The 26,922-nt window shown below is 37.9% G+C and carries 23 protein-coding genes; all 23 read left to right on the top strand.

Features of this window, described 5'->3' with window-relative positions; all coding sequences use genetic code 11:
- Positions 1 to 40 precede the first annotated feature (40 nt).
- Positions 41 to 910, top strand: a complete 870-nt coding sequence (gene dprA, locus ACZDYH_RS04245; protein ID WP_000818043.1) for a DNA-processing protein DprA — start codon at positions 41 to 43, stop codon at positions 908 to 910.
- A 144-nt stretch (positions 911 to 1,054) separates the two neighbouring features.
- The gene (topA, locus tag ACZDYH_RS04250; protein ID WP_001286963.1) at positions 1,055 to 3,133 is read left to right on the top strand and encodes a type I DNA topoisomerase; all 2,079 of its coding nucleotides are present in this window, start codon (positions 1,055 to 1,057) and stop codon (positions 3,131 to 3,133) included.
- Positions 3,134 to 3,181: 48 nt separating this feature from the next.
- On the top strand, positions 3,182 to 4,486 hold the full coding sequence (trmFO, locus tag ACZDYH_RS04255; protein WP_474885752.1) for an FADH(2)-oxidizing methylenetetrahydrofolate--tRNA-(uracil(54)-C(5))-methyltransferase TrmFO: 1,305 nt from the start codon (positions 3,182 to 3,184) through the stop codon (positions 4,484 to 4,486).
- Between the two features lie 65 nt (positions 4,487 to 4,551).
- Positions 4,552 to 5,451 carry a tyrosine recombinase XerC gene (gene xerC, locus ACZDYH_RS04260; protein ID WP_001101243.1) on the top strand — a complete coding sequence of 300 codons (900 nt, stop codon included), beginning with the start codon at positions 4,552 to 4,554 and terminating at the stop codon, positions 5,449 to 5,451.
- 42 nt (positions 5,452 to 5,493) lie between these two features.
- Positions 5,494 to 6,036: an ATP-dependent protease proteolytic subunit HslV gene (hslV, locus tag ACZDYH_RS04265; protein WP_000526272.1), complete on the top strand. Its 543-nt coding sequence runs from the start codon at positions 5,494 to 5,496 to the stop codon at positions 6,034 to 6,036.
- 22 nt (positions 6,037 to 6,058) lie between these two features.
- A complete protein-coding gene (gene hslU / locus ACZDYH_RS04270) occupies positions 6,059 to 7,450 on the top strand; it encodes an ATP-dependent protease ATPase subunit HslU (RefSeq protein WP_000550078.1) in 1,392 nt (463 codons plus the stop codon).
- Between the two features lie 77 nt (positions 7,451 to 7,527).
- Positions 7,528 to 8,307 (top strand): GTP-sensing pleiotropic transcriptional regulator CodY, encoded by a 780-nt coding sequence (gene codY / locus ACZDYH_RS04275; protein WP_000421290.1) that lies wholly within the window; start codon positions 7,528 to 7,530, stop codon positions 8,305 to 8,307.
- A gap of 347 nt (positions 8,308 to 8,654) precedes the next feature.
- Positions 8,655 to 9,356: a 30S ribosomal protein S2 gene (rpsB, locus tag ACZDYH_RS04280; RefSeq protein ID WP_000111485.1), complete on the top strand. Its 702-nt coding sequence runs from the start codon at positions 8,655 to 8,657 to the stop codon at positions 9,354 to 9,356.
- 103 nt (positions 9,357 to 9,459) lie between these two features.
- Complete coding sequence (gene tsf, locus ACZDYH_RS04285) at positions 9,460 to 10,347, top strand: translation elongation factor Ts (protein ID WP_001018578.1); 888 nt, start codon at positions 9,460 to 9,462, stop codon at positions 10,345 to 10,347.
- 66 nt (positions 10,348 to 10,413) lie between these two features.
- Positions 10,414 to 11,136 carry a UMP kinase gene (gene pyrH / locus ACZDYH_RS04290; RefSeq protein WP_000042668.1) on the top strand — a complete coding sequence of 241 codons (723 nt, stop codon included), beginning with the start codon at positions 10,414 to 10,416 and terminating at the stop codon, positions 11,134 to 11,136.
- A gap of 2 nt (positions 11,137 to 11,138) precedes the next feature.
- Positions 11,139 to 11,696 (top strand): ribosome recycling factor, encoded by a 558-nt coding sequence (frr, locus tag ACZDYH_RS04295; protein WP_000531501.1) that lies wholly within the window; start codon positions 11,139 to 11,141, stop codon positions 11,694 to 11,696.
- Positions 11,697 to 11,781: 85 nt separating this feature from the next.
- Positions 11,782 to 12,558, top strand: coding sequence for an isoprenyl transferase (uppS, locus tag ACZDYH_RS04300; protein ID WP_000971296.1), 777 nt, complete (start codon positions 11,782 to 11,784; stop codon positions 12,556 to 12,558).
- Between the two features lie 17 nt (positions 12,559 to 12,575).
- On the top strand, positions 12,576 to 13,367 hold the full coding sequence (gene cdsA, locus ACZDYH_RS04305; RefSeq protein ID WP_000813594.1) for a phosphatidate cytidylyltransferase: 792 nt from the start codon (positions 12,576 to 12,578) through the stop codon (positions 13,365 to 13,367).
- A 23-nt stretch (positions 13,368 to 13,390) separates the two neighbouring features.
- Positions 13,391 to 14,533 (top strand): 1-deoxy-D-xylulose-5-phosphate reductoisomerase, encoded by a 1,143-nt coding sequence (gene dxr / locus ACZDYH_RS04310; RefSeq protein ID WP_000790373.1) that lies wholly within the window; start codon positions 13,391 to 13,393, stop codon positions 14,531 to 14,533.
- A 17-nt stretch (positions 14,534 to 14,550) separates the two neighbouring features.
- Positions 14,551 to 15,807 carry an RIP metalloprotease RseP gene (gene rseP, locus ACZDYH_RS04315; protein WP_001090243.1) on the top strand — a complete coding sequence of 419 codons (1,257 nt, stop codon included), beginning with the start codon at positions 14,551 to 14,553 and terminating at the stop codon, positions 15,805 to 15,807.
- Positions 15,808 to 15,916: 109 nt separating this feature from the next.
- Positions 15,917 to 17,617, top strand: a complete 1,701-nt coding sequence (locus ACZDYH_RS04320) for a proline--tRNA ligase (RefSeq protein ID WP_102955949.1) — start codon at positions 15,917 to 15,919, stop codon at positions 17,615 to 17,617.
- Between the two features lie 124 nt (positions 17,618 to 17,741).
- On the top strand, positions 17,742 to 22,043 hold the full coding sequence (locus tag ACZDYH_RS04325; protein ID WP_000060005.1) for a PolC-type DNA polymerase III: 4,302 nt from the start codon (positions 17,742 to 17,744) through the stop codon (positions 22,041 to 22,043).
- 336 nt (positions 22,044 to 22,379) lie between these two features.
- Positions 22,380 to 22,850, top strand: coding sequence for a ribosome maturation factor RimP (gene rimP, locus ACZDYH_RS04330; protein WP_000359096.1), 471 nt, complete (start codon positions 22,380 to 22,382; stop codon positions 22,848 to 22,850).
- 17 nt (positions 22,851 to 22,867) lie between these two features.
- Positions 22,868 to 23,974: a transcription termination factor NusA gene (gene nusA, locus ACZDYH_RS04335; RefSeq protein ID WP_000102604.1), complete on the top strand. Its 1,107-nt coding sequence runs from the start codon at positions 22,868 to 22,870 to the stop codon at positions 23,972 to 23,974.
- An 11-nt stretch (positions 23,975 to 23,985) separates the two neighbouring features.
- On the top strand, positions 23,986 to 24,258 hold the full coding sequence (rnpM, locus tag ACZDYH_RS04340; RefSeq protein ID WP_000071127.1) for an RNase P modulator RnpM: 273 nt from the start codon (positions 23,986 to 23,988) through the stop codon (positions 24,256 to 24,258).
- Complete coding sequence (locus tag ACZDYH_RS04345) at positions 24,259 to 24,570, top strand: YlxQ family RNA-binding protein (RefSeq protein WP_001286523.1); 312 nt, start codon at positions 24,259 to 24,261, stop codon at positions 24,568 to 24,570.
- 4 nt (positions 24,571 to 24,574) lie between these two features.
- Positions 24,575 to 26,635, top strand: a complete 2,061-nt coding sequence (gene infB / locus ACZDYH_RS04350; protein WP_000036343.1) for a translation initiation factor IF-2 — start codon at positions 24,575 to 24,577, stop codon at positions 26,633 to 26,635.
- Entirely contained in the window at positions 26,632 to 26,913 is a 282-nt protein-coding gene (locus ACZDYH_RS04355; RefSeq protein WP_000582363.1) for a DUF503 domain-containing protein, read from the top strand. The genes infB and ACZDYH_RS04355 overlap by 4 nt, the downstream gene beginning before the upstream one ends.
- Positions 26,914 to 26,922 lie beyond the last annotated feature (9 nt).

Consider the following 26,922-nt stretch of genomic DNA (forward strand, 5'->3'; position numbering starts at 1 on the left):
TCTGTTTACATAATAAAAATTATGGGTAAGGAGAATCAAGATGAAAAGAGAGAGATTATTACATCTTCATTACTTGCTAGCAGATTATTGGAAAGCGATGGAGAGGCTACTATATGTCGATCCAGAATTAAAGAACATATATAAATTTAACGAAAAACAAATGGAACACTACACTGGAATATCCTCGAAAAAATCTTCAGAACTAGTAAAATTTCTTCAAAGTTCAAATCTTCCGCAATATATATCTTATTTAGAGAGAAATCGTATTTTTTATATAACGATATGGGATGAAGATTATCCGCAATTATTACGTGAAATACAAGACCCTCCCTTCGTTTTATATGGAAAAGGAGAGAAAGATTTCCTGAATAAAGTAAATAAATTAGCAGTTGTTGGAACGAGAGAACCATCATTATATGGTCATGAGAGTTTGAAGTTTATTTTACACCCCTTATTAGAAAGAGAGTGGCTTATTGTCAGTGGGTTTGCAAAAGGGATAGATACAATGTCTCATGAGATTACAGTAAGGCATCATCGCCCGACTATTGCGATATTAGGGCATGGATTGTCTTTTATGTATCCGAAAGAAAATAGACATTTATATGAAATGTGGAAGGAATATATATTGTTATTGACAGAGTATCCGCCGCACTATGCACCGAAAAAATGGTATTTTCCAAAAAGGAACCGGATTATTAGTGGTATAAGTAAAGGTGTTTTAGTTGTAGAAGCGAAATCGAGAAGTGGAACACTTATTACTGCAGACCTTGCGTTAGAGCAAAATAGAGAGGTGTTTGCGCTTCCTGGACCTATATTTATAGAGGGGGCATCGGGAACGAATCATCTTATTCAGCAAGGAGCAAAACTAGTAAGAAATGCAGAAGATATCTTGGAAGAGATTTTAAATTAATCTTATATTTTTATGTTTTTATTAAACAATTATTGACAAATGGTAGATTGGCACTGTATGGTATATTCATTCTTGATTGACAAAAACAAGAGAAATCAATAAGATTAATGAAGACTTGAATCCACCTCTTAAGGAGGCACTAGCATGTCAGATTACCTCGTAATCGTGGAGTCGCCTTCTAAGGCGAAGACCATTGAGAAATATTTAGGGAAAAAATACAAAGTTGTCGCGTCTATGGGACATGTTCGCGATTTGCCAAAAAGTCAAATGGGGATAGAAGTAAAGAACAACTTCACCCCGAAGTATATTACCATTCGTGGTAAAGGTCCCGTCTTAAAAGATTTAAAATCAGCGGCGAAAAAAGCGAAGAAAGTCTATCTCGCGGCCGATCCAGACCGTGAAGGGGAAGCGATTGCTTGGCATTTAGCGAATACGTTAAATGTGGACGTTGAATCAGATTGTCGGGTTGTGTTTAATGAGATTACGAAAGATGCAATCAAAGAATCATTTAAACATCCTCGTGCAATTAATATGGATTTAGTGGATGCACAACAAGCAAGACGTATACTTGATCGTCTTGTTGGTTACAATATTAGTCCTTTATTATGGAAGAAAGTAAAAAAAGGATTAAGTGCAGGACGTGTACAATCTGTAGCAGTTCGTTTAATCATCGAGCGTGAAAGGGAAATTCAAAACTTTGAACCTGAAGAATTCTGGACAATTAAAACAGAATTTGTAAAAGGAAAAGACACATTTGAAGCAAGCTTTTACGGTGTAGATGGTGAAAAAGTTCAATTAACAAATGAAACGCAAGTGAATGAAATAATTGAACAGATGAAAGACAATGCGTTTTCAGTTGAAAATGTAACGCGCAAAGAGCGAAAACGTAATCCTGCATTACCGTTTACAACATCTTCCTTGCAACAAGAAGCAGCACGTAAGTTAAACATGCGAGCAAAGAAAACAATGATGCTTGCACAGCAATTGTATGAAGGGATAGATCTTGGAAAACAAGGAACTGTAGGTCTTATTACGTATATGAGAACTGATTCAACACGTATCTCAGAAACAGCTCAAACAGAGGCTCGTACTTACATCACTGAAGCGTATGGTACGGAATACATAGGAACAGAAAAGAAGAAAGAAACGAAAAAGTCAAATGCACAAGATGCGCATGAGGCAATTCGTCCTACTTCAGTAATGAGAAAGCCAGAGGAACTAAAAAGTTTCTTAGGTCGTGATCAACTTCGATTATATAAATTGATTTGGGAGCGATTTGTTGCAAGTCAAATGGCGTCTGCTATAATGGATACTGTGACAGCGAGACTCATTAATAACAATGTTCAGTTCCGTGCAAGTGGATCGGTTGTAAAGTTCCCAGGATTTATGAAAGTGTATGTAGAGTCAAAAGATGATGGTGCTGAAGAAAAGGATAAGATGTTGCCACCTTTAGAAGTAGGGGAAACTGTATTTTCAAAGGATTTAGAACCAAAGCAACATTTTACACAACCTCCTCCGCGCTATACAGAGGCTCGCCTAGTAAGAACACTTGAAGAACTTGGAATTGGAAGACCGTCAACATATGTACCTACACTTGAAACAATTCAAAAGCGTGGGTATGTAGGTTTGGATAATAAACGCTTCGTTCCGACTGAACTTGGTGAAATAGTAATTGAACTTATTTTAGAGTTTTTCCCAGAAATTATTAACATTGAATTTACTGCCAATATGGAGCAAAGCCTTGATGAAGTAGAAGAAGGAAATGCGAATTGGGTAAAAATTGTTGATGATTTCTACGTAGGTTTTGAACCGCGTTTAGAAAAAGCGGAAAAAGAAATGCGTGAAGTGGAAATTAAAGATGAACCAGCTGGGGAAGATTGTGAATTATGTAATCACCCAATGGTCTTTAAAATGGGTAAATACGGGAAATTTATGGCTTGCTCGAATTTCCCAGATTGTCGTAATACAAAGCCGATTGTGAAAGAAATCGGTGTTACTTGTCCAAAGTGTGATAAGGGTCAAATTATTGAACGCCGTAGTAATAAAAAGAAACGTCTTTTCTATGGGTGCGGTACGTATCCGGAATGCGACTTTGTATCTTGGGATAAGCCAATTGGTCGTAAGTGTCCGAAGTGCGAAGGCATGCTTGTAGAGAAAAAGTTGAAAAAAGGCGTGCAAGTACAATGTATTTCGTGCGATTATGAAGAAGAACAACAAATGTGAGCGTAACTGCTCACATTTTTTTCGGGAAGAAAAGGAAAGGTGATATAAATGACAACACAAGTAGTAAACGTCATTGGCGCAGGTCTTGCAGGAAGTGAAGCGGCTTACCAAATTGCAAAACGTGGTGTCCAAGTTAGATTATATGAAATGAGACCGGTAAGGCAAACGCCAGCTCATCACACAGATAAATTCGCTGAATTAGTATGTAGTAACTCACTTCGTGCAAACACTTTAACAAATGCAGTTGGAGTTATTAAAGAGGAAATGCGCTTAATGGATTCTGTAATTATTCGTGCGGCGGATGAGTGCTCTGTACCAGCTGGAGGTGCTTTAGCTGTAGATCGTCATGAGTTCGCAGCTAAAGTAACAGAATACGTAAAGAACCATCCAAATGTAACTGTAATGAATGAAGAAATTACAGATATTCCAGAGGGACCGACAATTATTGCTACAGGTCCATTAACATCTCCTGATCTTTCTGCAAAATTGAAAGAATTAACAGGAGAAGATTATTTCTACTTCTATGATGCTGCAGCCCCAATCGTAGAAAAAGACAGTATTGACATGAATAAAGTATATTTAAAATCGCGTTATGACAAAGGTGAAGCTGCATATTTAAATTGCCCAATGACAGAAGAAGAGTTTGATCGTTTTTATGAGGCTCTAATTGCTGCTGAGACAGTGCCTTTAAAAGAGTTTGAAAAAGAAATTTTCTTTGAAGGTTGTATGCCAGTAGAAGTTATGGCAAGTAGAGGGAGACAGACGTTAGTATTTGGACCTATGAAACCTGTTGGATTGGAAGATCCAAAAACAGGGAAAACGCCATATGCTGTTGTTCAGTTACGTCAAGATGATGCAGCGGGAACTTTATACAATATCGTAGGTTTCCAAACTCATTTAAAGTGGGGACCGCAAAAAGAAGTGCTACAGTTAATTCCGGGATTGGAAAATGCAGAGATTGTACGTTATGGTGTAATGCATCGTAATACGTTTATTAATTCACCTAATTTGCTTCGTCCAACATATCAATATAAACAACGTGATGATTTATTCTTCGCTGGTCAAATGACTGGAGTAGAGGGATATGTTGAATCAGCAGCATCAGGATTATTAGCAGGAATTAATGCTGCGCGTCTTGTGCAAGGTGAAGAGCCAGTTGTATTACCGCCAGTAACTGCGATGGGTAGCATGGCAAATTACATTACGGCAACGAACGCTAAAAACTTCCAGCCGATGAATGCGAACTTCGGTCTATTTGCACCGTTAGAGAAGAAGATTAAAAAGAAAGCAGAACGAAATGAAGCGAACGCAGCACGCGCTTTAGAAACGATTCGAAATTTTGTAAATATTTAGTTAAATTTCTTGCAAAGGCTACTAAGTTGTGATACGATTTAGTAGCCTTTATTGAGGTGAGTTGTGTGAATGTGAAGAAATTGTTACAATTATTCGTTGGATATTTACAAATTGAAAGAAATTATTCAAAATATACAATTGCAAGTTATCAAAATGATTTAGAACATTTTGTGCAATTTATGGAACGAGAAGGCATATCCTCTTTTTTAGACGTTACATACGCGGATGTTCGTTTGTACTTAACGACGTTGCACGATGAAAAGTTAGCCCGTAAATCTGTCGCAAGAAAAGTATCAAGCTTACGAAGTTTATATCGTTTTTTGATGCGTGAAGGTTATCGAAAGGATAATCCGTTTGCACTTGCGTCACTCCCCAAAAAAGAATTGTCAATCCCAAAGTTTTTATATGCTGAAGAGTTAGAGGAATTATTTGAAGTTTCTGACACGGAAACGCCATTAGGCCAAAGGAATCAAGCTTTATTAGAGTTGATGTATGCGACTGGGATCCGTGTGAGTGAATGTGTCAATTTACAACTTACCGATATTGACTTTGCGGTGGGAACAATTTTAGTAATGGGAAAAGGAAAAAAACAAAGGTATATTCCGTTCGGAAGCTATGCGCAAGATTCTTTAATTACTTATATAGAGAATGGGAGAAAACAGTTAGTTAATAAGACTGACGAAGATTCTCATATGGTATTTTTAAATGCGAAAGGTACACCGCTAACAAGTCGTGGGGTTCGTTATGTTTTAAATGAACTCATTAAAAAGGCTTCGCTGACAATGCGGATAAGTCCCCATATGTTAAGGCATACATTTGCTACACATATGCTAGATGAAGGGGCGGATTTACGTACTGTACAGGAGCTATTAGGCCATGAAAATTTGTCGACGACACAAATTTATACGCATGTCTCTAAAGAAAGATTGCGTTCTGTTTACATGAAGCATCACCCGCGGGCATAAATTGCTTTAAAAGCTATAAAAACAAATAAAGGAGTTTTTTCTATGGGAAATTTCCACGCTACAACGATATTTGCAGTTCATCATAATGGAGAATGTGCAATGGCTGGAGATGGCCAAGTGACAATGGGAAATGCTGTTGTAATGAAACATACAGCTCGTAAAGTTCGTAAACTTTTCCAAGGTAAAGTTTTAGCTGGTTTCGCAGGATCAGTTGCTGACGCATTTACTCTTTTTGAAATGTTTGAAGGGAAATTAGAAGAGTATAATGGCAACTTGCAGCGTGCTGCTGTTGAAATGGCAAAACAATGGCGTGGCGATAAAATGTTACGTCAGCTAGAAGCGATGCTCATTGTCATGGATAAAACAACTATGCTCCTTGTTTCAGGTACAGGAGAAGTGATTGAACCGGATGATGGTATTTTAGCAATTGGATCTGGTGGGAATTATGCACTTTCTGCAGGTCGTGCTTTAAAGCAATATGCAAGTGAACACTTAACAGCGAAGCAAATTGCGAAAGCGAGTTTAGAGATTGCTGGCGATATTTGTGTTTATACGAATCACAACATAATTGTTGAAGAATTGTAGAATCGTAAGGGAGGCATTTTATATGCATTTACATTTTACTCCGCGCCAAATTGTGGAAAAATTAGATCAATACATCATCGGTCAAAAAGACGCAAAGAAAGCGGTTGCTGTAGCGTTGAGAAATCGATATCGCCGCAGTAAATTAGCTGAAAATTTACGTGACGAAATTGCACCTAAAAATATTTTAATGATTGGACCGACAGGTGTTGGGAAAACAGAGGTAGCACGACGAATGGCGAAACTCGTTGGAGCACCTTTTATTAAGGTTGAGGCTACAAAATTCACAGAAGTTGGATATGTGGGTAGAGATGTAGAGTCGATGGTACGTGACTTGGTGGAAACATCGGTTCGTATCGTAAAAGAAGAAATGGTAGTGAAAGTTCAAGATAAAGCAGAAGAGCAAGCGAATCAACGTCTTGTTGAAATTTTAGTGCCGAGTCCGGAGAAGCAATCTGGATTCAAAAATCCATTAGAGATGCTTTTTGGAGGCGCTCAAAATTCGAATCAAACGTCTGATACGCAAGAAGATGTTGAAATCGAAAAGAAACGTCAAGATGTGGAGAGAAAGCTTGCTGCAGGGCTTCTTGAAGAAGAAATTGTATCGATTGAAGTGACTGAACAACAGTCTTCCATGTTTGATATGTTACAAGGAACTGGCATGGAACAAATGGGAATGAATTTCCAAGATGCGCTAGGAAGTTTTATGCCGAAAAAAACGAAAAAACGTAAACTTTCTGTAAAAGAAGCAAGAAAACTCTTGACAAATGAAGAGGCACAGCGCTTAATTGATATGGATGAAGTTACACAAGAGGCTGTTTATCGTGCTGAACAGCTCGGGATTATTTTTATCGATGAAATTGACAAAATTGCTGGTAAGCAGTCGAATAGCGTAGATGTATCACGTGAAGGTGTGCAACGTGACATTCTGCCAATTGTAGAAGGGTCGAATGTTGCGACAAAATACGGATCAGTAAAAACGGATTATATTTTATTCGTTGCAGCTGGAGCGTTCCATATGTCTAAACCGTCGGATTTAATTCCGGAATTGCAAGGGAGATTTCCGATTCGAGTAGAATTAACAAAATTATCGACAGACGATTTTGTTAAAATATTAATCGAGCCTGACAATGCGTTAATTAAACAATATATGGCATTATTAGCGACTGAAGGTATAGAAATTGAATTTTCAGACGAAGCTATTCGTAAGATTGCTGAGATTGCTTATCAAGTTAATCAGGATACAGATAATATTGGAGCAAGAAGACTTCATACGATTATGGAGAAGCTCCTTGAAGATTTATCGTTTGAAGCATCTGAAATTACGTTAGAGAAAATAACGATAACACCTCAATACGTTGAGGAGAAATTAGCAACAATTGCTAAAAATAAAGATGTGAGCCAGTTTATTTTGTAATAGTGTCATCAGGTGACTCGCCCTAGTTTCCAAGTGATGAAAAAATATGTGAGTAACATGTAGGAGGAACTTTTGAAATGGAATTATTAGCAAAAACGAGAAAATTAAATGCGTTATTACAGAGCGCAGCAGGGAAGCCTGTAAACTTTAGAGAAATGTCTGACACAATGTGTGAAGTAATCGAAGCAAACGTATTCGTAGTTAGCCGTCGTGGTAAATTACTAGGTTATGCAATTCACCAACAAATCGAAAACGAACGCATGAAGCAAATGCTTGCAGAACGTCAATTCCCAGAAGAATATACACAAAGCTTATTCAACATTACAGAAACATCTTCAAACTTAGATGTGAACAGTGCTTACACAGCATTCCCAGTAGAAAACAGAGAATTATTCGGTCAAGGTTTAACTACAATCGTACCAATCGTTGGTGGCGGTGAGCGTCTAGGTACATTAGTATTAGCTCGTCTTGGTCAAGAGTTCTTAGATGATGATTTAATCCTTGCTGAGTACAGCTCAACTGTTGTAGGTATGGAAATCTTACGTGAAAAAGCAGAAGAAATCGAAGAGGAAGCGCGTAGTAAAGCTGTTGTTCAAATGGCAATCAGCTCATTATCTTACAGTGAGTTAGAAGCAATTGAGCATATCTTCGAAGAATTAAATGGAACAGAAGGTTTACTTGTTGCAAGTAAAATTGCTGATCGCGTAGGAATTACTCGCTCTGTAATCGTAAATGCACTACGTAAATTAGAAAGTGCTGGTGTTATTGAGTCTCGCTCTTTAGGTATGAAAGGAACATACATTAAAGTGCTAAACGACAAGTTTCTACAAGAACTTGCTAAATTAAAAACAAACTAATTTATAAAAAACTCTCCTCAATTGAGGAGAGTTTTTTTGTGCAATGGATAGAAGATGCTTGTGAAAAGTGTCATAAGCGTTTTTTCTGGGAAAACTATTAATTGTATTTACTTTTTTGCTTAAAAGAAAAGAAGGTTGGTAATACTAGAATTCGAGTATGAACAAAGAAAGTTTTACATTGTTCGCATTTTCGACTTGATTGTAATATTTCAGTATGATATAGTAAGCAGTGGTGTCAGTACAAAGTACACACGTTTACTGATTTAAGTGTTGGTGCTACGTTTGTAGTTTCGCTTAGAGATGAAGTAAACGGAGGATATCAAAAACCATTTAGGAGGAACTATATTATGTCAGTAATTTCTATGAAGCAATTGCTTGAAGCTGGTGTTCATTTCGGACATCAAACTCGTCGTTGGAACCCAAAAATGAAGCGTTACATTTTCACAGAGCGTAACGGTATCTACATCATCGACTTACAAAAAACTGTGAAAAAAGTTGAGGAAGCTTACAGAACGATGCGCGACATCGCTGCTGAAGGCGGAGACATCTTATTCGTAGGTACTAAAAAACAAGCACAAGAAGCTATTAAAGAAGAAGCAACTCGTGCTGGTATGTACTTCGTTAACCAACGTTGGTTAGGTGGAACTTTAACAAACTTCCAAACAATCCAAAAGCGTATCAAGCGTCTTAAAGACATCGAAAGAATGCAAGAAGATGGTACTTTCGAAGTACTTCCTAAGAAAGAAGTTGTTCAACTTAAAAAAGAGTTAGAGCGTCTTGAGAAATTCTTAGGCGGTATTAAAGATATGAAAGGTCTTCCAAGTGCATTATTCGTAGTAGACCCTCGTAAAGAGCGTATTGCAGTTGCTGAAGCACGCAAATTACACATTCCAATCATCGGTATCGTTGATACAAACTGTGATCCAGACGAAATCGATCACGTTATCCCAGCAAACGATGATGCAATTCGTGCTGTAAAACTTCTTACATCTAAAATGGCAGACGCGATCCTTGAAGCAAAACAAGGTGAAGAAACTGTTACTGCGTAACAAAGTTGGAAAGGTGATAAGGGGTTCGGCCTTTTATCACCTTTTTTAAGGTATAAACACCTTTATAAAAGGTATAAATACATATTTTAGGAGGATGAAAAGTATGGCAATCACTGCTCAAATGGTAAAAGAATTACGTGAAAAAACTGGCGCAGGTATGATGGACTGCAAAAAAGCTTTAACAGAAACTAACGGCGACATGGAGAAGGCAATTGACTTCTTACGTGAAAAAGGTATTGCGAAAGCTGCTAAAAAAGCAGACCGCATTGCTGCTGAAGGTTTAACTTTCATCGAAACAAACGGTAACGACGCTTTAATCTTAGAATTAAACTCTGAAACTGATTTCGTTGCGAAAAACGAAGGTTTCCAAACACTAATTAAAGAATTAGCTGCTCACTTATTAACTAACAAACCAGCTAACGTTGAAGAAGCTATGGCTCAAACAATGGAAAACGGTAAAAAAGTTGAAGAGCACATCAACGAAGCAATCGCTAAAATTGGTGAAAAACTTACACTTCGTCGTTTCGAAATCGTATCAAAAACTGATGCAGATGCATTCGGCGCTTACCTACACATGGGTGGACGCATTGGTGTATTAACAGTTCTTGAAGGTTCTACTGATGAAGCTGCTGCTAAAGATGTTGCAATGCACATCGCTGCAGTTAACCCTAAATACATCGACCGCGATGCTGTAACAGCTGAAGAAGTTGAGCATGAGCGTCAAGTATTAACACAACAAGCATTAAACGAAGGCAAGCCTGAGAAAATCGTTGCGAAAATGGTTGAAGGCCGTCTAGGCAAATTCTTCGAAGAGATTTGCTTACTTGACCAAGCATTCGTTAAAAACCCTGATATGAAAGTTCGTCAATTCGTTGAGTCTAAAGGCGGAACATTAAAAGGATTCGTTCGCTACGCTGTTGGTGAAGGTATCGAAAAACGCGAAGACAACTTTGCTGAAGAAGTAATGAACCAAGTAAAAGGTAGTAACTAATACAGATTAGGGAACACATTGTGTTCCCTTTTTTAAAATAAAGATGTAAGCAATTGGAGGTTCATTATGAGTAAACCGAAATATAATCGTGTCGTTTTAAAGCTAAGTGGAGAAGCTTTAGCTGGAGAGCAAGGATTTGGAATTAACCCAACTGTTATTAAGTCAGTTGCGGAACAAGTAAAAGAAATTGCAGAACTTGATGTAGAGGTTGCTGTTGTTGTTGGTGGCGGTAACATTTGGCGTGGGAAAATTGGAAGTGAAATGGGCATGGATCGTGCAGGGGCAGATTACATGGGCATGTTAGCGACAGTTATGAATTCATTAGCTCTTCAAGATAGCTTGGAGAATATCGGAATTCAAACTCGTGTACAAACTTCAATTGAGATGCGTCAAGTTGCAGAACCTTACATTCGTCGTAAAGCAGTTCGTCACTTAGAGAAAAAACGTGTTGTTATCTTTGCAGCAGGTACAGGTAACCCATACTTCTCTACAGATACAACAGCAGCATTACGTGCGGCAGAAATTGAAGCAGATGTAATTTTAATGGCGAAAAACAATGTAGATGGTGTATATAATGCGGATCCATCTATTGATCCAACAGCTACAAAATACGAAACGCTTACTTACTTAGATGTATTAAAAGAAGGTTTAGGTGTAATGGATTCTACAGCTTCTTCTCTATGTATGGATAATGATATTCCATTAATTGTATTCTCAGTTATGGAAAAAGGTAATATTAAACGTGCCGTTTTAGGCGAAAATATCGGAACAGTGGTAAGGGGGAAATAAATATGGGACAACAAGTATTGAAGTCTTCAAATGAAAAAATGGAAAAAGCAGTTGCTGCTTATTCTCGTGAATTAGCAACAGTTCGTGCTGGCCGTGCAAACGCGTCTGTATTAGATAAGGTACAAGTTGATTACTACGGTGCACCAACACCAGTTGTGCAATTAGCGAACATTACAGTTCCAGAAGCACGTTTACTAGTAATTCAACCTTATGATAAAACTTCTATCGGTGATATTGAAAAAGCAATTTTAAAAGCAGATTTAGGCTTAAACCCTTCTAATGATGGAACTGTAATTCGTATTGCATTTCCTGCACTAACAGAAGAGCGTCGTCGTGATCTTGTAAAAGTTGTGAAAAAATATGCTGAAGAAGCAAAAGTTGCTGTTCGTAACGTACGTCGTGACGGAAATGATGATCTTAAGAAGCTTGAAAAAGCTGGCGAGATTACAGAAGATGATTTAAGAGGATATACTGAAGATATCCAAAAAGAAACAGATAAATATATTGCAAAAGTTGACGAAATCGCAAAAAACAAAGAAAAAGAAATCATGGAAGTGTAATAGCGATAACTTCGCAAATATGACCCTCTTCTTAAGGGGGTCTTTTTACACTTTTAGGCATACGTCTGCTTGCTGGAGGGTATGAATGATGTTTAAAAACTTTCCTTTTTTTAAAGGTAAAAAGGACACATCGTTTGATCATCTCGTTGAAGAAGTGAAAAAAGGATATATCCCAGAACATATTGCCATCATTATGGATGGGAATGGAAGATGGGCAAAGAGGAGAGCAATGCCTCGTATTGCGGGACATCATGAAGGTATGCAAGTTGTAAAGAAAATTACAAAATTTGCAAGTAAACTTAATGTGAAAGTGTTAACTCTCTATGCTTTTTCAACTGAGAACTGGAAAAGACCGAAAAAGGAAGTTGATTATTTAATGAAGCTTCCAGAAGAATTTCTAGGTACATTTTTACCAGAATTGATTGAAGAAAACGTACAAGTCCGAGTAATAGGGCAAAAAGATCGTCTTCCTACGCATACACGCAGAGCGATGGAGAAAGCCATGGAAGATACGAAAGAGAATACGGGATTAATTCTTAATTTCGCGTTAAACTATGGAAGTCGAGATGAAATCGTTTCTGCTGTGCAACATATGATGAAAGATAATGAGGAAGGAAAAATTCGTTCTGAAGAGGTAAGTGAAGAAATGCTTTCCTCCTACTTAATGACGAGTTCTTTACCTGATCCAGAGTTGTTAATCCGAACAAGCGGAGAGCTACGTATTAGTAATTTCATGTTATGGCAAATTGCATATTCGGAGTTTTGGTTTACAGACGTGTATTGGCCAGACTTCAAAGAAGAACATTTGCTAAATGCGATTACTGACTTTCAACATAGAGGGCGCAGATTCGGAGGCGTGTAGAAAGAGAGGGTTTGGTAGTGAAACAGAGAATTATTACTGGAGTGGTTGCTGCCGCGCTATTCATTCCCATCGTAATATACGGTGGCGTGCCTTTTACGGTTTTAGTGTATGCACTTGCTTCTATAGGTTTATATGAATTAATTCGTATGAATAAGCTTACGCTTATTTCAGTACCGACAGTTTTAGCTGCAGTATTATTGTGGATTCTTTTAATTCCAAGTAGTGCATCAAAACTGTTTACATGGATTGGATTAGGTAAATTGGAAATCACATTTGTGATTGTTTTATTACTTTTATCATATACAGTCCTTTCTAAGAATACATTTACTTTTGATAATGCTTCATTTTTACTGATGGCAACGACATATGTAGCAATGGGATTCTTATATTTAAATGAAACGAGAATATTAGGAATTAAATATGTATTTTGCGCATTATTTGTTATATGGGCTACTGATTCAGGCGCATATTTCGTAGGAAAAGCATTGGGCAAGAGAAAATTGTGGCCAGAAATTAGTCCAAATAAAACGATTGAAGGTTCATTAGGCGGCATCGTTTGTGGAATTATTGTGGCACTTGTTTACAACGTGTTCTTCCCAGTCGAATCGAATGTAGTAATTTTAATTGTGCTGACAATTATCATTTCTATTTTTGGACAAATTGGTGATTTAGTACAATCTGCTTTTAAACGTCATTATGGCGTAAAAGATTCAGGTACAATTTTACCTGGGCATGGTGGTATATTAGACCGAACAGATAGTTGGTTATTCGTTTTACCAATTCTCTACTTCTTATTACAATACAATTAATAAATGAACGAGGGGTTGGAGTCATGAAAAACATTAGTTTATTAGGTGCAAGCGGATCAATTGGTACACAAACTTTAGATGTATTACGCTCGCACCCAGACCAATTCCGTCTCGTTGCTTTTTCTGTAGGGAAAAATATTGACTACGCAGTAAAGGTAATTCAAGAATTTTCTCCGCAAATCGTCTCTGTGCAAAGAGAGGAAGATGTTTTAAAATTACAATCTGTTTCTGGTAATACAAAAATTGTATATGGTAGTGAAGGGCTTTTAGAAGTAGCATTACATCCAGATGCGGAGATTGTAGTAAATGCTGTTGTAGGTAGCGTAGGGTTGTTACCAACACTTCGTGCAATTGAGGCGAAAAAAACAATTGGAATTGCAAATAAAGAAACGTTAGTAACTGCAGGACATCTTGTAATGGAAGCAGCACGAAAACATAATGTTTCGTTACTTCCAGTAGATAGTGAACATTCGGCTATTTTTCAGTGCTTGAATGGTGAAAATGAAAAAAGAATTTCTCGTCTTATTATAACGGCTTCTGGTGGAAGTTTCCGTGATAAAACGAGGGATGAATTGCATCATGTGACCGTAGAAGATGCGCTTCGACATCCAAACTGGTCAATGGGTTCGAAAATTACAATTGATTCTGCTACAATGATGAATAAGGGACTAGAAGTAATTGAAGCACATTGGCTTTTTGGTATCCCTTATGAGCAAATCGATGTTGTTTTACATAAAGAAAGTATTATCCATTCTATGGTTGAATTTGAAGATCGTAGTGTAATGGCGCAGCTTGGTTCACCTGATATGCGAGTACCAATTCAATACGCACTTACATATCCTGATAGATTGCCTCTTTCAGACACAAAACAGTTAAACTTATGGGAAATAGGGACGTTGCATTTTGAGAAAATGGACCAAGAACGATTCCGTTGTTTACGTTTTGCGTATGAAGCTGGAAAAGCAGGTGGAAGTATGCCAGCTGTAATGAACGCAGCGAATGAAGTTGCTGTTGAAGCCTTTTTACAAAAGAGAATTGGTTTCTTAACAGTGGAAGACCTCATTGAAAAAGCAATGAACCATCACAATGTCATTGCACGACCGAGCTTAGAGGAAATTTTGGAAATTGATGCGGCCACAAGACGGTTTGTGATGGAACAAATTTAGCAAAGGTGGTTATGGAATTGAATACAGCGATTGCCTTTATATTAATTTTCGGTGCACTCGTATTTTTCCATGAGCTAGGGCATCTATATTTCGCAAAAAGAGCAGGTATTTTATGCCGCGAGTTTGCGATTGGTTTTGGTCCGAAAATATTCTCATTTGAAAAGAATGAAACGGTGTATACGATTCGATTACTGCCCCTTGGTGGCTATGTAAGAATGGCTGGCGAGGATGCGGACACAGTTGAGTTAAAGCCTGGGAAAAAGGTTGGCCTTGTATTAAATGAAAAAGACGAAGTTGTGAAATTAGTTTTTGATGGATATGAAAAGTATCCAAATGTTCGTGTTATTGAAGTCGAACAAGCTGATTTGGAGCATAATTTAACAATTTCGGGCTATGAAGAGTACGAGGAAGAGCTTCAAACATTCCGAGTGAATGAAAAGGCTCGTATTATTACTGCGGGGGAAGAAATTCAAATTGCTCCGTATAATAGACAATTTGGCTCGAAAAAACTAGGGCAACGCGCTTTAACAATCTTTGCGGGTCCTGCAATGAACTTCATTTTAGCATTTGTTATTTTTGTGATTCTTGGATTTGTACAAGGGGTTCCTATTGACAAACCAATGGTCGGAAAAGTGATGGATAACAGTGCAGCACAGCAAGCTGGATTGAAAGAGAATGATACAATTCAAGCTATTGATGGGAAAAACACAAGTACATGGAAAGATGTTGTTACTATTGTACGTGAAAACCCAAATAAAGAAATTACGTTACAAGTAAAGCGTGATAATGAACAGTTTAATGTGAAAGTAACGCCAACACTCGATAAAGAAGGAAAAGACGAAGTTGGTAGAATCGGTGTGTATTCTCCTGTAGAGAAAACAGTAATGGGTTCTATTAAATCAGGATTTGAACAAACGTACCAATGGACGAAACTAATTTTTGAATCTCTTGTTAAATTAGTAACTGGTCAATTTTCTATTAATGAGTTATCAGGTCCAGTAGGAATTTATAATCTAACAGATCAAGTTGTAGATTATGGGTTTACGCGTGTACTAAGTTTAGCTGCAGTTCTAAGCATTAATCTTGGTTTATTTAATTTATTACCAGTTCCTGCTTTAGATGGTGGCCGTTTATTCTTCTTCTTAATTGAAGCGTTACGAGGGAAACCAATTGATCGCCAAAAAGAAGGAATGGTTCACTTTATTGGTTTTGCATTATTAATGTTACTTATGTTAGTTGTAACTTGGAATGACATTCGTAAGTTTTTCTTGTAAAATAAAGTGAAACTTATAATGAAATAGAGCTCGTAGAATAAAATCCCTCACCTAACTCGAGGTGAGGGGTTTTACTGCGTGTAAGAGTAAAATGAAGAGGTGCAAATAAATGAAACAAAGTATGGTATTCAGTCCTACATTACGTGAAGTTCCAGCTGATGCTGAAATTAAGAGTCATCAGCTATTACTTCGTGCAGGTTTTATGCGTCAAAATGCTTCTGGTATTTATAGCTTTCTACCATTTGGATTAAAAGTATTACACAAAGTAGAACGTATCGTTCGAGAAGAAATGGAGCGCGCAGGAGCTGTAGAATTATTAATGCCAGCTATGCAAGCTGCGGAATTGTGGCAAGAATCAGGTCGTTGGTATTCTTACGGATCTGAATTAATGCGTATGAAAGATCGTAATGCTCGTGAATTCGCATTAGGAGCGACACATGAGGAAGTAATTACGGATCTTGTGCGTGATGAAGTGAAATCATATAAAAAATTACCGTTAACATTATACCAAATTCAAACAAAATTCCGTGATGAGCAAAGACCTCGTTTCGGCTTATTACGTGGAAGAGAGTTTCTAATGAAAGATGCATACTCTTTCCATGCTACACAAGAGAGCTTAGATGAAGTATACAATCGTTTATATAAAGCATACTCTAACATTTTTGCTCGCTGTGGCTTGAATTTCCGTGCAGTTATTGCTGATTCTGGAGCAATGGGCGGAAAAGATACACATGAATTTATGGTATTATCTGATGTTGGTGAAGATACAATTGCATACTCTGACACATCTGATTATGCAGCAAACATCGAAATGGCTCCTGTTGTAGCTACGTATACGAAGAGTGACGAAGCAGAAAAAGCACTTGAAAAAGTAGCAACACCAGACCAAAAAGCAATTGAAGAAGTATCTGCATTCTTAAACATTGCAGCTGACAAGTGCATTAAGTCTATGGTGTTTAAAGTAGATGAGAAATTAGTAGTGGTACTTGTTCGTGGTGATCACGAAGTAAACGATGTGAAAGTGAAAAATGTATACGGCGCTTCAGTTGTTGAGCTTGCTTCTCATGAAGAAGTAAAAGCATTATTAAATTGTGAAGTTGGTTCATTAGGACCGATTAATGTAACAGGTGATATCGAAATTATTGCTGATCATGCTGTAGCATCAATTGTTAACGGATGTTCAGGAGCGAATGAAGAAGGATTCCATTATGTAAATGTAAATCCAGAACGTGACTTTAAAGTAAGTCAATATACAGATTTACGCTTCATCCAAGAAGGAGACCAATCTCCAGATGGAAACGGAACAATTCTTTTTGCACGCGGAATTGAAGTTGGTCATGTATTCAAATTAGGAACTCGTTATAGTGAAGCAATGAACGCAACATTCCTAGATGAAAACGGAAAAACACAACCACTTATTATGGGTTGTTACGGTATCGGTGTATCTCGTACAGTGGCAGCAATTGCAGAGCAGTTTAACGATGAGAACGGCTTAGTTTGGCCAAAAGCTGTAGCACCGTTCCATGTGCATGTAATTCCAGTAAATATGAAATCGGATGCACAACGTGAAATGGGTGAAAATATCTACAACTCATTACAAGAACAAGGCTATGAAGTGTTATTAGACGATCGTGCAGAACGTGCAGGTGTTAAATTTGCAGATGCAGATTTATTCGGTCTTCCAGTTCGTGTTACAGTTGGTAAAAAAGCAGACGAAGGTATTGTAGAAGTGAAAGTACGTGCTACAGGTGAGTCTGAAGAAGTAAACGTAGAAGAACTTCAAACATATATTGCAAATATTTTAAAATAAGAAGAGGTACCTCGTAATGGGGTACCTTCTCTTTCTTTGTAAACGTATTTTGTAAAAGAAGAGGTGAGAAATCTTTCTTTGTGGTACGTTTCAATTTATAATAGCAAATGGAAGGAGAGTGCTTATGTCTTTAACAAATGAACAACAAGAGCGATTTCAAATTTTGCTCCAGCAGTTGCAAATACCAGACGACCTTATAAATCAATATTTACAAGGCGGTGGTATTGAAAGGCTCGTTATTGATAAAGCGAATAAAAGTTGGCATTTTGATTTACAGGTGCCACGTATTTTGCCTACAGAATTATATGAATTGCTAGAAACAAAGCTTAAGCAATCATTTTCTCATATTGCAAGAACAACATTTGCATTAGAAACAGAGAATAAACAATTTACAGAAGAAGAAGTGAGGGCGTATTGGCCGCTTTGTACGGAACGAATTACATTTTCACCTATGTTCGCATACTTAAAGAAGCAGCTTCCGCAGGTGAATGGAGTGAAGTTGCTAATAAATGTGAATAACGAGCTGGAGTCTACTGCTTTAAAGAAAAACGTTGCGAAACCAGTAGGGGATCAATACGAAGTTTTTGGATTCCCGCGTTTTCAGTTAGACACACATATACAGCAAAATACAGAAGAAATGCAAAAGTTTCGTGAACAAACGCAGCAAGAAGACCGCGAGCGTGTTATACAAGCTATGGAAGAAATGGCGAAGAAGCAAGCTGAAGAAAGCAGCGTTGTGTATGAAGGACCGATTACACTCGGGTATCTTATTAAGCCAGATGAAGAGATTACACCGATGCGAGAAATTCAAGATGAAGAAAGAAGAAAAACGGTTCAAGGATATGTCTTCCATGTAGAAACAAAAGAGCTTCGTAGTGGACGTACGTTATTAACTTTAAAAATAACGGATTATACGGATTCTATTATGATCAAAATGTTTTCGCGTGACAAAGAAGATATTCCAATGCTGCAATCCTTGAAAAAAGGAATGTGGGTGAAAGCGCGTGGTTCTGTTCAAAACGATACATTCGTTCGAGATTTAGTAATGATTGCAAATGATATTAATGAAATAACAGGACCGTCTCGTAAAGATAAAGCACCAGAAGGCGAAAAACGAGTAGAGCTGCATCTCCATACTCCGATGAGTCAAATGGACGCTGTCACTCCAGTTTCTAAGCTTGTTGCTCAAGCTGGTAAATGGGGACATGAGGCTATTGCGGTTACAGACCATGCCGTGGCTCAGTCTTTCCCAGAGGCGTATTCTGCGGGGAAGAAGGCTGGAGTTAAAGTTATATATGGTGTAGAAGCAAATCTAGTTAATGATGGTGTACCGATAGCGTATAACGAAGCGCATCGTTTACTTGCAGAGGAAACGTATGTTGTTTTCGACGTTGAGACGACAGGTTTATCAGCTGTATACGATACAGTCATTGAGTTGGCTGCCGTAAAAGTAAAGGGTGGCGAAATTATTGATCGCTTTGAATCTTTCGCAAATCCACATCAACCATTATCAGCGACGATTATTGAATTGACAGGTATTACAGATGATATGTTAACTGATGCACCTGAAGTGGACGAAGTGTTTAAAAAGTTTGAGGAATGGATGGGCGACCATACACTTGTTGCTCATAACGCGAGCTTTGATATGGGCTTTATTAACGTAGGTTTTAAAAAGGCTGGACTAGAAAAAACGAATAACCCCGTTATTGATACGTTAGAACTTGCACGATTCTTATTCCCAGAAATGAAAAATCATCGATTAAATACGATGTGTAAAAAACTTGATATTGAATTAACACAACATCACCGTGCGATTTATGATACAGAAGCGACGGGATATTTACTTGTGAAAATGTTGAAAGACGTAATTGAAAAGGGATTTGAATATCACGATCAATTAAATGATAGCATGGGACAAGGGGATGCGTATAAGCGTGGCCGTCCAAGTCATATGACGTTACTTGCCACATCAGATGTTGGATTGAAAAATTTATATAAACTTGTTTCATATTCTCACCTTAATTACTTTTACCGTGTACCACGTGTGCCGAGGTCACTATTAAAAAAATACCGTGAAGGAATTTTAGTAGGAACGGCTTGTGATAAAGGTGAAGTGTTCGAGGCAATGATGCAAAAGGCACCTGAAGAGGTAGAAGAAATTGCCCAGTTCTATGATTACATTGAAGTAATGCCTCCAGAGGTGTTGCGTCATTTAGTAGAACGTGAACTTGTTCGAGACGAAGGTCAATTAAAAACAATTATTTCTAACTTAGTAAAACTAGGTGAGACGTTAGATAAACCAGTTGTTGCTACAGGAAACGTGCATTATTTAGACCCTGAGGATGCAATGTATCGTAAAATTTTAGTCAGTTCGCAGGGCGGAGCCAATCCGTTAAATCGACATTCATTACCGCCAGTACATTTCCGTACAACTGATGAAATGTTAGAATGTTTTTCATTCTTAGGTGAAGACAAAGCGAAAGAAGTTGTTGTAACAAATACACAAAAGATTGCGTCATTAATTGGTGATGTGCATCCAGTAAAAGACGATCTATACACACCGAAAATTGAAGGTGCTGATGATGAAACGCGTGATATGAGTTATAAAATGGCGCGTAGCATTTATGGTGAAGAGCTACCGGAAATTGTAGAAGCACGTTTAGAAAAAGAATTAAAAAGTATTATTGGGCATGGATTCGCCGTAATTTATTTAATTTCACATAAGCTTGTGAAAAAATCGTTAGTAGACGGATATCTAGTAGGTTCGCGTGGATCGGTAGGGTCATCATTTGTTGCAACGATGATGGAAATTACAGAAGTAAACCCATTACCACCACACTATGTATGTCCGAAGTGTAAGCAATCAGAATTCTTTAATGATGGTTCTGTAGGTTCTGGTTTTGACTTACCAGATAAAGAATGCCCTGCTTGTAATATTCCATATGTAAAAGATGGACATGACATTCCGTTCGAAACGTTCCTTGGATTTAAAGGAGATAAGGTACCCGATATCGATTTGAACTTCTCCGGGGAATACCAACCACGTGCCCATAACTATACGAAAGTACTGTTCGGTGAAGACTATGTATATCGTGCAGGAACGATTGGTACAGTTGCGGAAAAAACTGCTTACGGATATGTAAAAGGTTATGCAAATGATCATAACTTAACGATTCGAAATGCAGAGATTGATCGCTTAGTAGCAGGGTGTACCGGTGTAAAACGTACAACAGGACAGCATCCAGGCGGTATTATCGTTGTGCCAGATTACATGGATATCTTTGATTTCTCACCAATACAGTATCCAGCTGATTCAATTGGTGCTGAATGGAGAACAACGCATTTTGATTTCCACTCGATTCATGATAATTTATTGAAACTTGATATACTAGGACACGATGATCCGACTGTTATTCGTATGTTACAAGATTTAAGTGGTATTGATCCGAAAACAATCCCAACGGATGATCCAGAAGTAATGAAAATTTTCTCTGGTCCAGAATCGTTAGGGGTAACGGAAGAACAAATTAACTGTAAAACAGGTACACTTGGTATACCAGAGTTTGGTACAAAATTCGTAAGACAGATGTTAGAAGAGACAAAACCGACGACATTCTCAGAGTTAGTCCAAATTTCTGGACTATCACATGGTACTGACGTATGGCTTGGTAATGCAAACGAGTTAATTTATAACGGTACATGTACGCTGAGCGAAGTTATCGGTTGTCGTGATGACATCATGGTATATTTAATCTATCAAGGTCTAGATCCATCATTAGCCTTCAAAATCATGGAGTCGGTTCGTAAAGGTAAAGGTGTACCGGAAGAATGGGAAGAAGACATGAAAAATAATAATGTACCAGGTTGGTATATTGATTCATGTAAGAAGATTAAATACATGTTCCCTAAAGCCCATGCGGCTGCTTACGTACTTATGGCTGTACGTATCGCATACTTTAAAGTACATTTTGCACTGTTATTCTATGCCGCATATTTTACAGTTCGTGCAGATGATTTTGATGTAGAGGCAATGGCGAAAGGTTCAGCATCTATACGTGCAAGAATTGATGAAATTGCTCAAAAGGGACTCGATGCTGCGCCGAAAGAGAAGAGTTTATTAACGGTACTAGAAATGACACTTGAAATGTGTGAGCGTGGATACTCATTCCAAAAGGTGGATTTATACCGCTCACATGCAACAGAATTTATTATTGATGGAGATACATTAATCCCTCCATTTAATGCAGTACCTGGTCTTGGCACAAACGCAGCTTTAAGTATTGTAGAAGCACGTAAAAATGGAGACTTCTTATCAAAAGAAGACTTGCAACAGCGAAGTAAGGTTTCGAAAACAATTATTGAGTATTTAGATAGCCAAGGTTGTTTAGGAGACTTACCGGATCAAAACCAGTTATCACTGTTCTAGTAGGTAGGAAAAGTCTTTGCAAATCAACATTTCCTATGATATACTATTAACCGAGATAACCATGTCATGTATATTGTGTAAAGAAAAGAGTGGGGAAACCCACTCTTTCGTGTTACTGTCTATGTTTTATCTACGTAGATAGGTAAAAGATTTCTGTCGTATATACATATTTTGTTACAAGTTTTACTTCTTAAATTTGGTAATACTAAGACAGATAATCCCTGCTGAACAGCAGGGGCTTTTGTTAGCTAACGAGAAAGAATAAGATAGACCGTTTTTAAATTGGCGGGGTCTTCTTCTTTTAAATGGTACATGACGGCAGGAAGGAGGCTGTTTATGGATAAGAAAGTCACAGAAGTTGTAGAAGCATTTGCGCAGCCGATCGTTGAAGAGTTAAATCTTGAACTTGTAGATGTAGAGTATGTGAAAGAAGGACAAGACTGGTTCTTACGCGTATTCATCGATTCTGAAAAGGGAGTCGACATTGAAGAATGCGGTGCGGTAAGTGAACGTTTAAGCGAAGCTTTAGATAAAGAGGACCCAATTCCTCATCTTTACTTTTTGGATGTATCATCTCCTGGAGCGGAACGCCCATTAAAGAAAGAAAAAGACTTCCAGCAAGCGGTAGGAAAACAAGTGGCAATTAAAACATATGAGCCGATTGATGGTGAAAAGATGTTTGAAGGAAAGCTGCTTTCTTACGATGGTACAACAATAACATTATTATTAACAATTAAAACACGTAAAAAAGAAATCCAAATTTCGATGGATAAAGTCGCAAATGCGCGACTTGCTGTTACGTTTTAGTTAGAAGGGGGATCTTCATGAGCACTGAGTTATTAGATGCTTTGCTCGTATTAGAATCTGAAAAAGGCATTAGCAAAGACATTATTATTGATGCGATTGAAGCAGCTTTAATCTCTGCTTATAAGCGCAATTTTAATCAAGCACAAAACGTTCGTGTGAGCTTTAACCCAGAAGTGGGAACAATTCAAGTTTTAGCACGTAAAGACGTAGTAGACAATGTGTTTGATCCACGTCTTGAAATTTCTGTAGAGGAAGCAAGACAAATTAATCCAAACTATCAAGATGGTGACGTACTAGAAATTGAAGTAACACCAAAAGACTTTGGTCGTATTGCAGCACAAACTGCAAAACAAGTTGTAACACAACGAGTGCGTGAAGCAGAGCGCGGTGTTATTTACTCTGAGTTTAGTGACCGTGAAGAAGATATTATGGTAGGTATTGTACAACGTCAAGATGCTCGTTTCATCTATGTAAGCTTAGGAAAAGTAGAAGCTTTATTACCTGTAAGTGAGCAAATGCCTAATGAGCAATACAAACCACATGATCGTATTCGCGTATTCATTACGAAAGTAGAAAAAACGACAAAAGGACCACAAATTTACGTATCACGTACACATCCTGGTCTTTTAAAACGTTTATTCGAAATGGAAGTTCCTGAAATCTATGATGGAACTGTAGAAATTCGTTCTGTAGCACGTGAAGCTGGCGATCGCTCTAAGATCTCTGTATATGCAGAGAACACTGATGTTGATCCAGTTGGTTCTTGTGTAGGACCAAAAGGGCAACGTGTACAACGCATTGTAGACGAATTAAAAGGTGAAAAAATTGACATCGTTCGCTGGTCAAATGATCCAGTTGAATATGTTGCAAATGCATTAAGCCCATCACAGGTTGTTAAAGTACTTGTAGATGAAGAAGAAAAAGCGACAACAGTAGTTGTTCCAGACCACCAGCTATCATTAGCTATCGGTAAGCGTGGACAAAATGCACGTCTTGCAGCTAAATTAACAGGCTGGAAAATTGACATTAAGAGTGAGTCTGATGCGAAACAACTTGGTATTGTAACAGAAGAAGATAGCGTAATCGCATTTGGATTCGATTCAGTGGAAGACGAAATCGAATAGAGGTGATGAGTATGAGCAATCGAAAAGTTCCGTTACGAAAATGTGTTGCAACGCAAGAAATGAAATCAAAACGAGAGCTCGTTCGCATTGTTCGTTCCAAAGAGGGAGAAGTGTCCATTGATTTAACTGGGAAAAAATCAGGACGAGGTGCTTACTTGTCGAAGGACAAGGAGAGCATTCTTCAAGCTCAAAAGAAAAATGTTTTGGAACATCATCTAAAAGCGAAAATCGACGGTTCTTTATATGAAGAGCTTCTTGAGCTTGTTGAGAAGGAGTCGAAATAAGTGTCCGATTGGAAATCGTTTTTAGGACTAGCAAACCGGGCTCGGAAAATTATTTCGGGTGAAGAACTCGTTTTAAAAGAAGTACGAAGTGGCAAAGCAAAACTTGTATTGCTATCTGAAGATGCGTCAGTAAATACTACAAAACGCATCACAGATAAAACTACGTACTACAACGTACCAATGAGAAAGGTCGAAAATCGACAACAATTAGGGCATGCGATTGGGAGAGATGAGCGAGTCGTTGTAGCTGTGTTAGATGAAGGCTTTGCGAAAAAGCTGCGTAGCATGCTCGATACAAATTACCGGGGGTGAAGGTATGAGTAAAATTCGAGTGCATGAATATGCAAAAAAACATAATATCTCAAGTAAAGATCTTATGACAAAACTAAAAGAAATGAATATCGAGGTTTCGAATCATATGACAATGTTAGACGATGAAGTAGTAAATAAATTAGATAATGAATATCAAACTGAAAAACCTTCTGTTGCAGATGAGTTTGAAGTAGAAGAAAAAGTTGTTCGCAGTAAAAAGAACAGCAATAAGAAAAAGAAAAAAGGCAAAGGGAACGAAGACAAACGTCAAGAGAACTTTGCTGGTAGACAACAAACTCAAATTGTAGAAACACCAGATAAAATTACTTTCTCTGGAAGCCTTACAGTAGGAGATCTTGCTAAAAAATTAAGCAAAGAGCCATCTGAAATTATTAAGAAGCTCTTCATGCTTGGAATTATGGCAACAATTAACCAAGACTTGGATAAAGATACAATTGAGTTAATTGCTAACGACTACGGTATTGAAGTAGAAGAAGAAGTAATTGTGAGCGAGACTGAGTTTGAAACATTCATTGATGAGCAAGATGATGAAGAGAACTTAAAAGAACGTCCAGCTGTAGTTACAATCATGGGACACGTTGACCACGGTAAAACAACATTACTGGATTCTATTCGTAACTCAAAAGTAACTGCAGGCGAAGCGGGTGGAATTACTCAGCATATCGGTGCATATCAAGTTGAAGTAAACGATAAGAAGATTACATTCTTAGATACACCTGGTCACGCAGCATTTACAACGATGCGTGCTCGTGGTGCACAAGTAACGGATATTACAATCCTTGTTGTTGCAGCGGATGACGGTGTTATGCCACAAACGGTTGAAGCAATTAACCATGCGAAGGCAGCAGGAGTACCAATTATTGTTGCTGTGAATAAAATGGATAAACCAGCTGCAAACCCTGATCGCGTAATGCAAGAACTAACAGAATATGAATTAGTTCCAGAAGCTTGGGGCGGAGATACTATTTTCGTACCAATTTCTGCAATTCAAGGCGAAGGCATTGACAACTTACTAGAAATGATCCTTCTTGTAAGTGAAGTAGAAGAATATAAAGCAAATCCAAACCGCTATGCAACTGGTACAGTAATCGAAGCACAGCTTGATAAAGGTAAAGGAACTATCGCGACATTACTTGTTCAAAACGGTACGCTTCGAGTTGGAGATCCAATCGTTGTTGGAACTTCATTCGGACGTGTTCGTGCAATGGTAAGTGATATTGGTCGTCGTGTAAAAGTTGCTGGTCCATCAACTCCTGTTGAAATTACTGGTTTAAACGAAGTACCACAGGCTGGAGATCGTTTCATGGCATTCGCTGATGAGAAGAAAGCTCGTCAAATTGGTGAATCACGTGCACAAGAAGCTTTAGTTGCACAACGTGGTGAGAAATCTAAATTAAGCCTTGAAGATTTATTCCAACAAATCCAAGAGGGCGATGTAAAAGAAATTAACTTAATCGTAAAAGCAGACGTACAAGGTTCTGTTGAAGCGATGGCAGCATCACTTCGTAAAATTGATGTTGAAGGTGTAAAAGTTAAAATCATTCACACTGGTGTAGGTGCGATTACAGAATCTGATATCATTTTAGCTTCTGCATCTAATGCAATTGTAATTGGATTTAACGTACGTCCAGATGTGAACGCGAAGCGTACAGCTGAATTAGAGAACGTTGATATTCGTTTACACCGTATTATTTATAAAGTAATCGAAGAGATTGAAGCAGCGATGCAAGGTATGCTTGATCCAGAATTCGAAGAAAAAGTAATCGGTCAAGCAGAAGTTCGTCAAACGTTTAAAGTAACAAAAGTTGGAACAATCGCAGGTTGTTACGTAACAGACGGTAAAATTACGCGTGATAGTGGCGTACGTATTATCCGTGACGGCGTAGTAATTTTCGAAGGACAACTTGATACGTTAAAACGTTTCAAAGACGACGTAAAAGAAGTTGCACAAAACTATGAGTGTGGTATTACAATTGAGAGATATAATGATCTTAAAGAAGGGGACATCATTGAAGCGTACATTATGGAAGAAGTGAAGCGATGATTATCGCTTCACTCTCATTCGAGTGTATGATTTACGATGTGCATTCTTTAAAAGAGAAACGTGCAATTTTACAACGTGTGTTAACTCGTGTGAAACAGCGCTATAATGTAGCTGTTTCTGAAGTTGGGCATCAAGATGTATGGCAACGTACAGAAATTGCAATTGTTTCCGTATCCTCAAATCGTGTTATCTGTGAAAAAGAAATGAATCGTGTACTTGAGTACATCGATTCATTTCCTGAAATTGAACGTACAATAACACATTTGGAATGGTATTGAATGAGGTGA

The organism is Bacillus sp. EB V-12 (assembly GCF_056158125.1).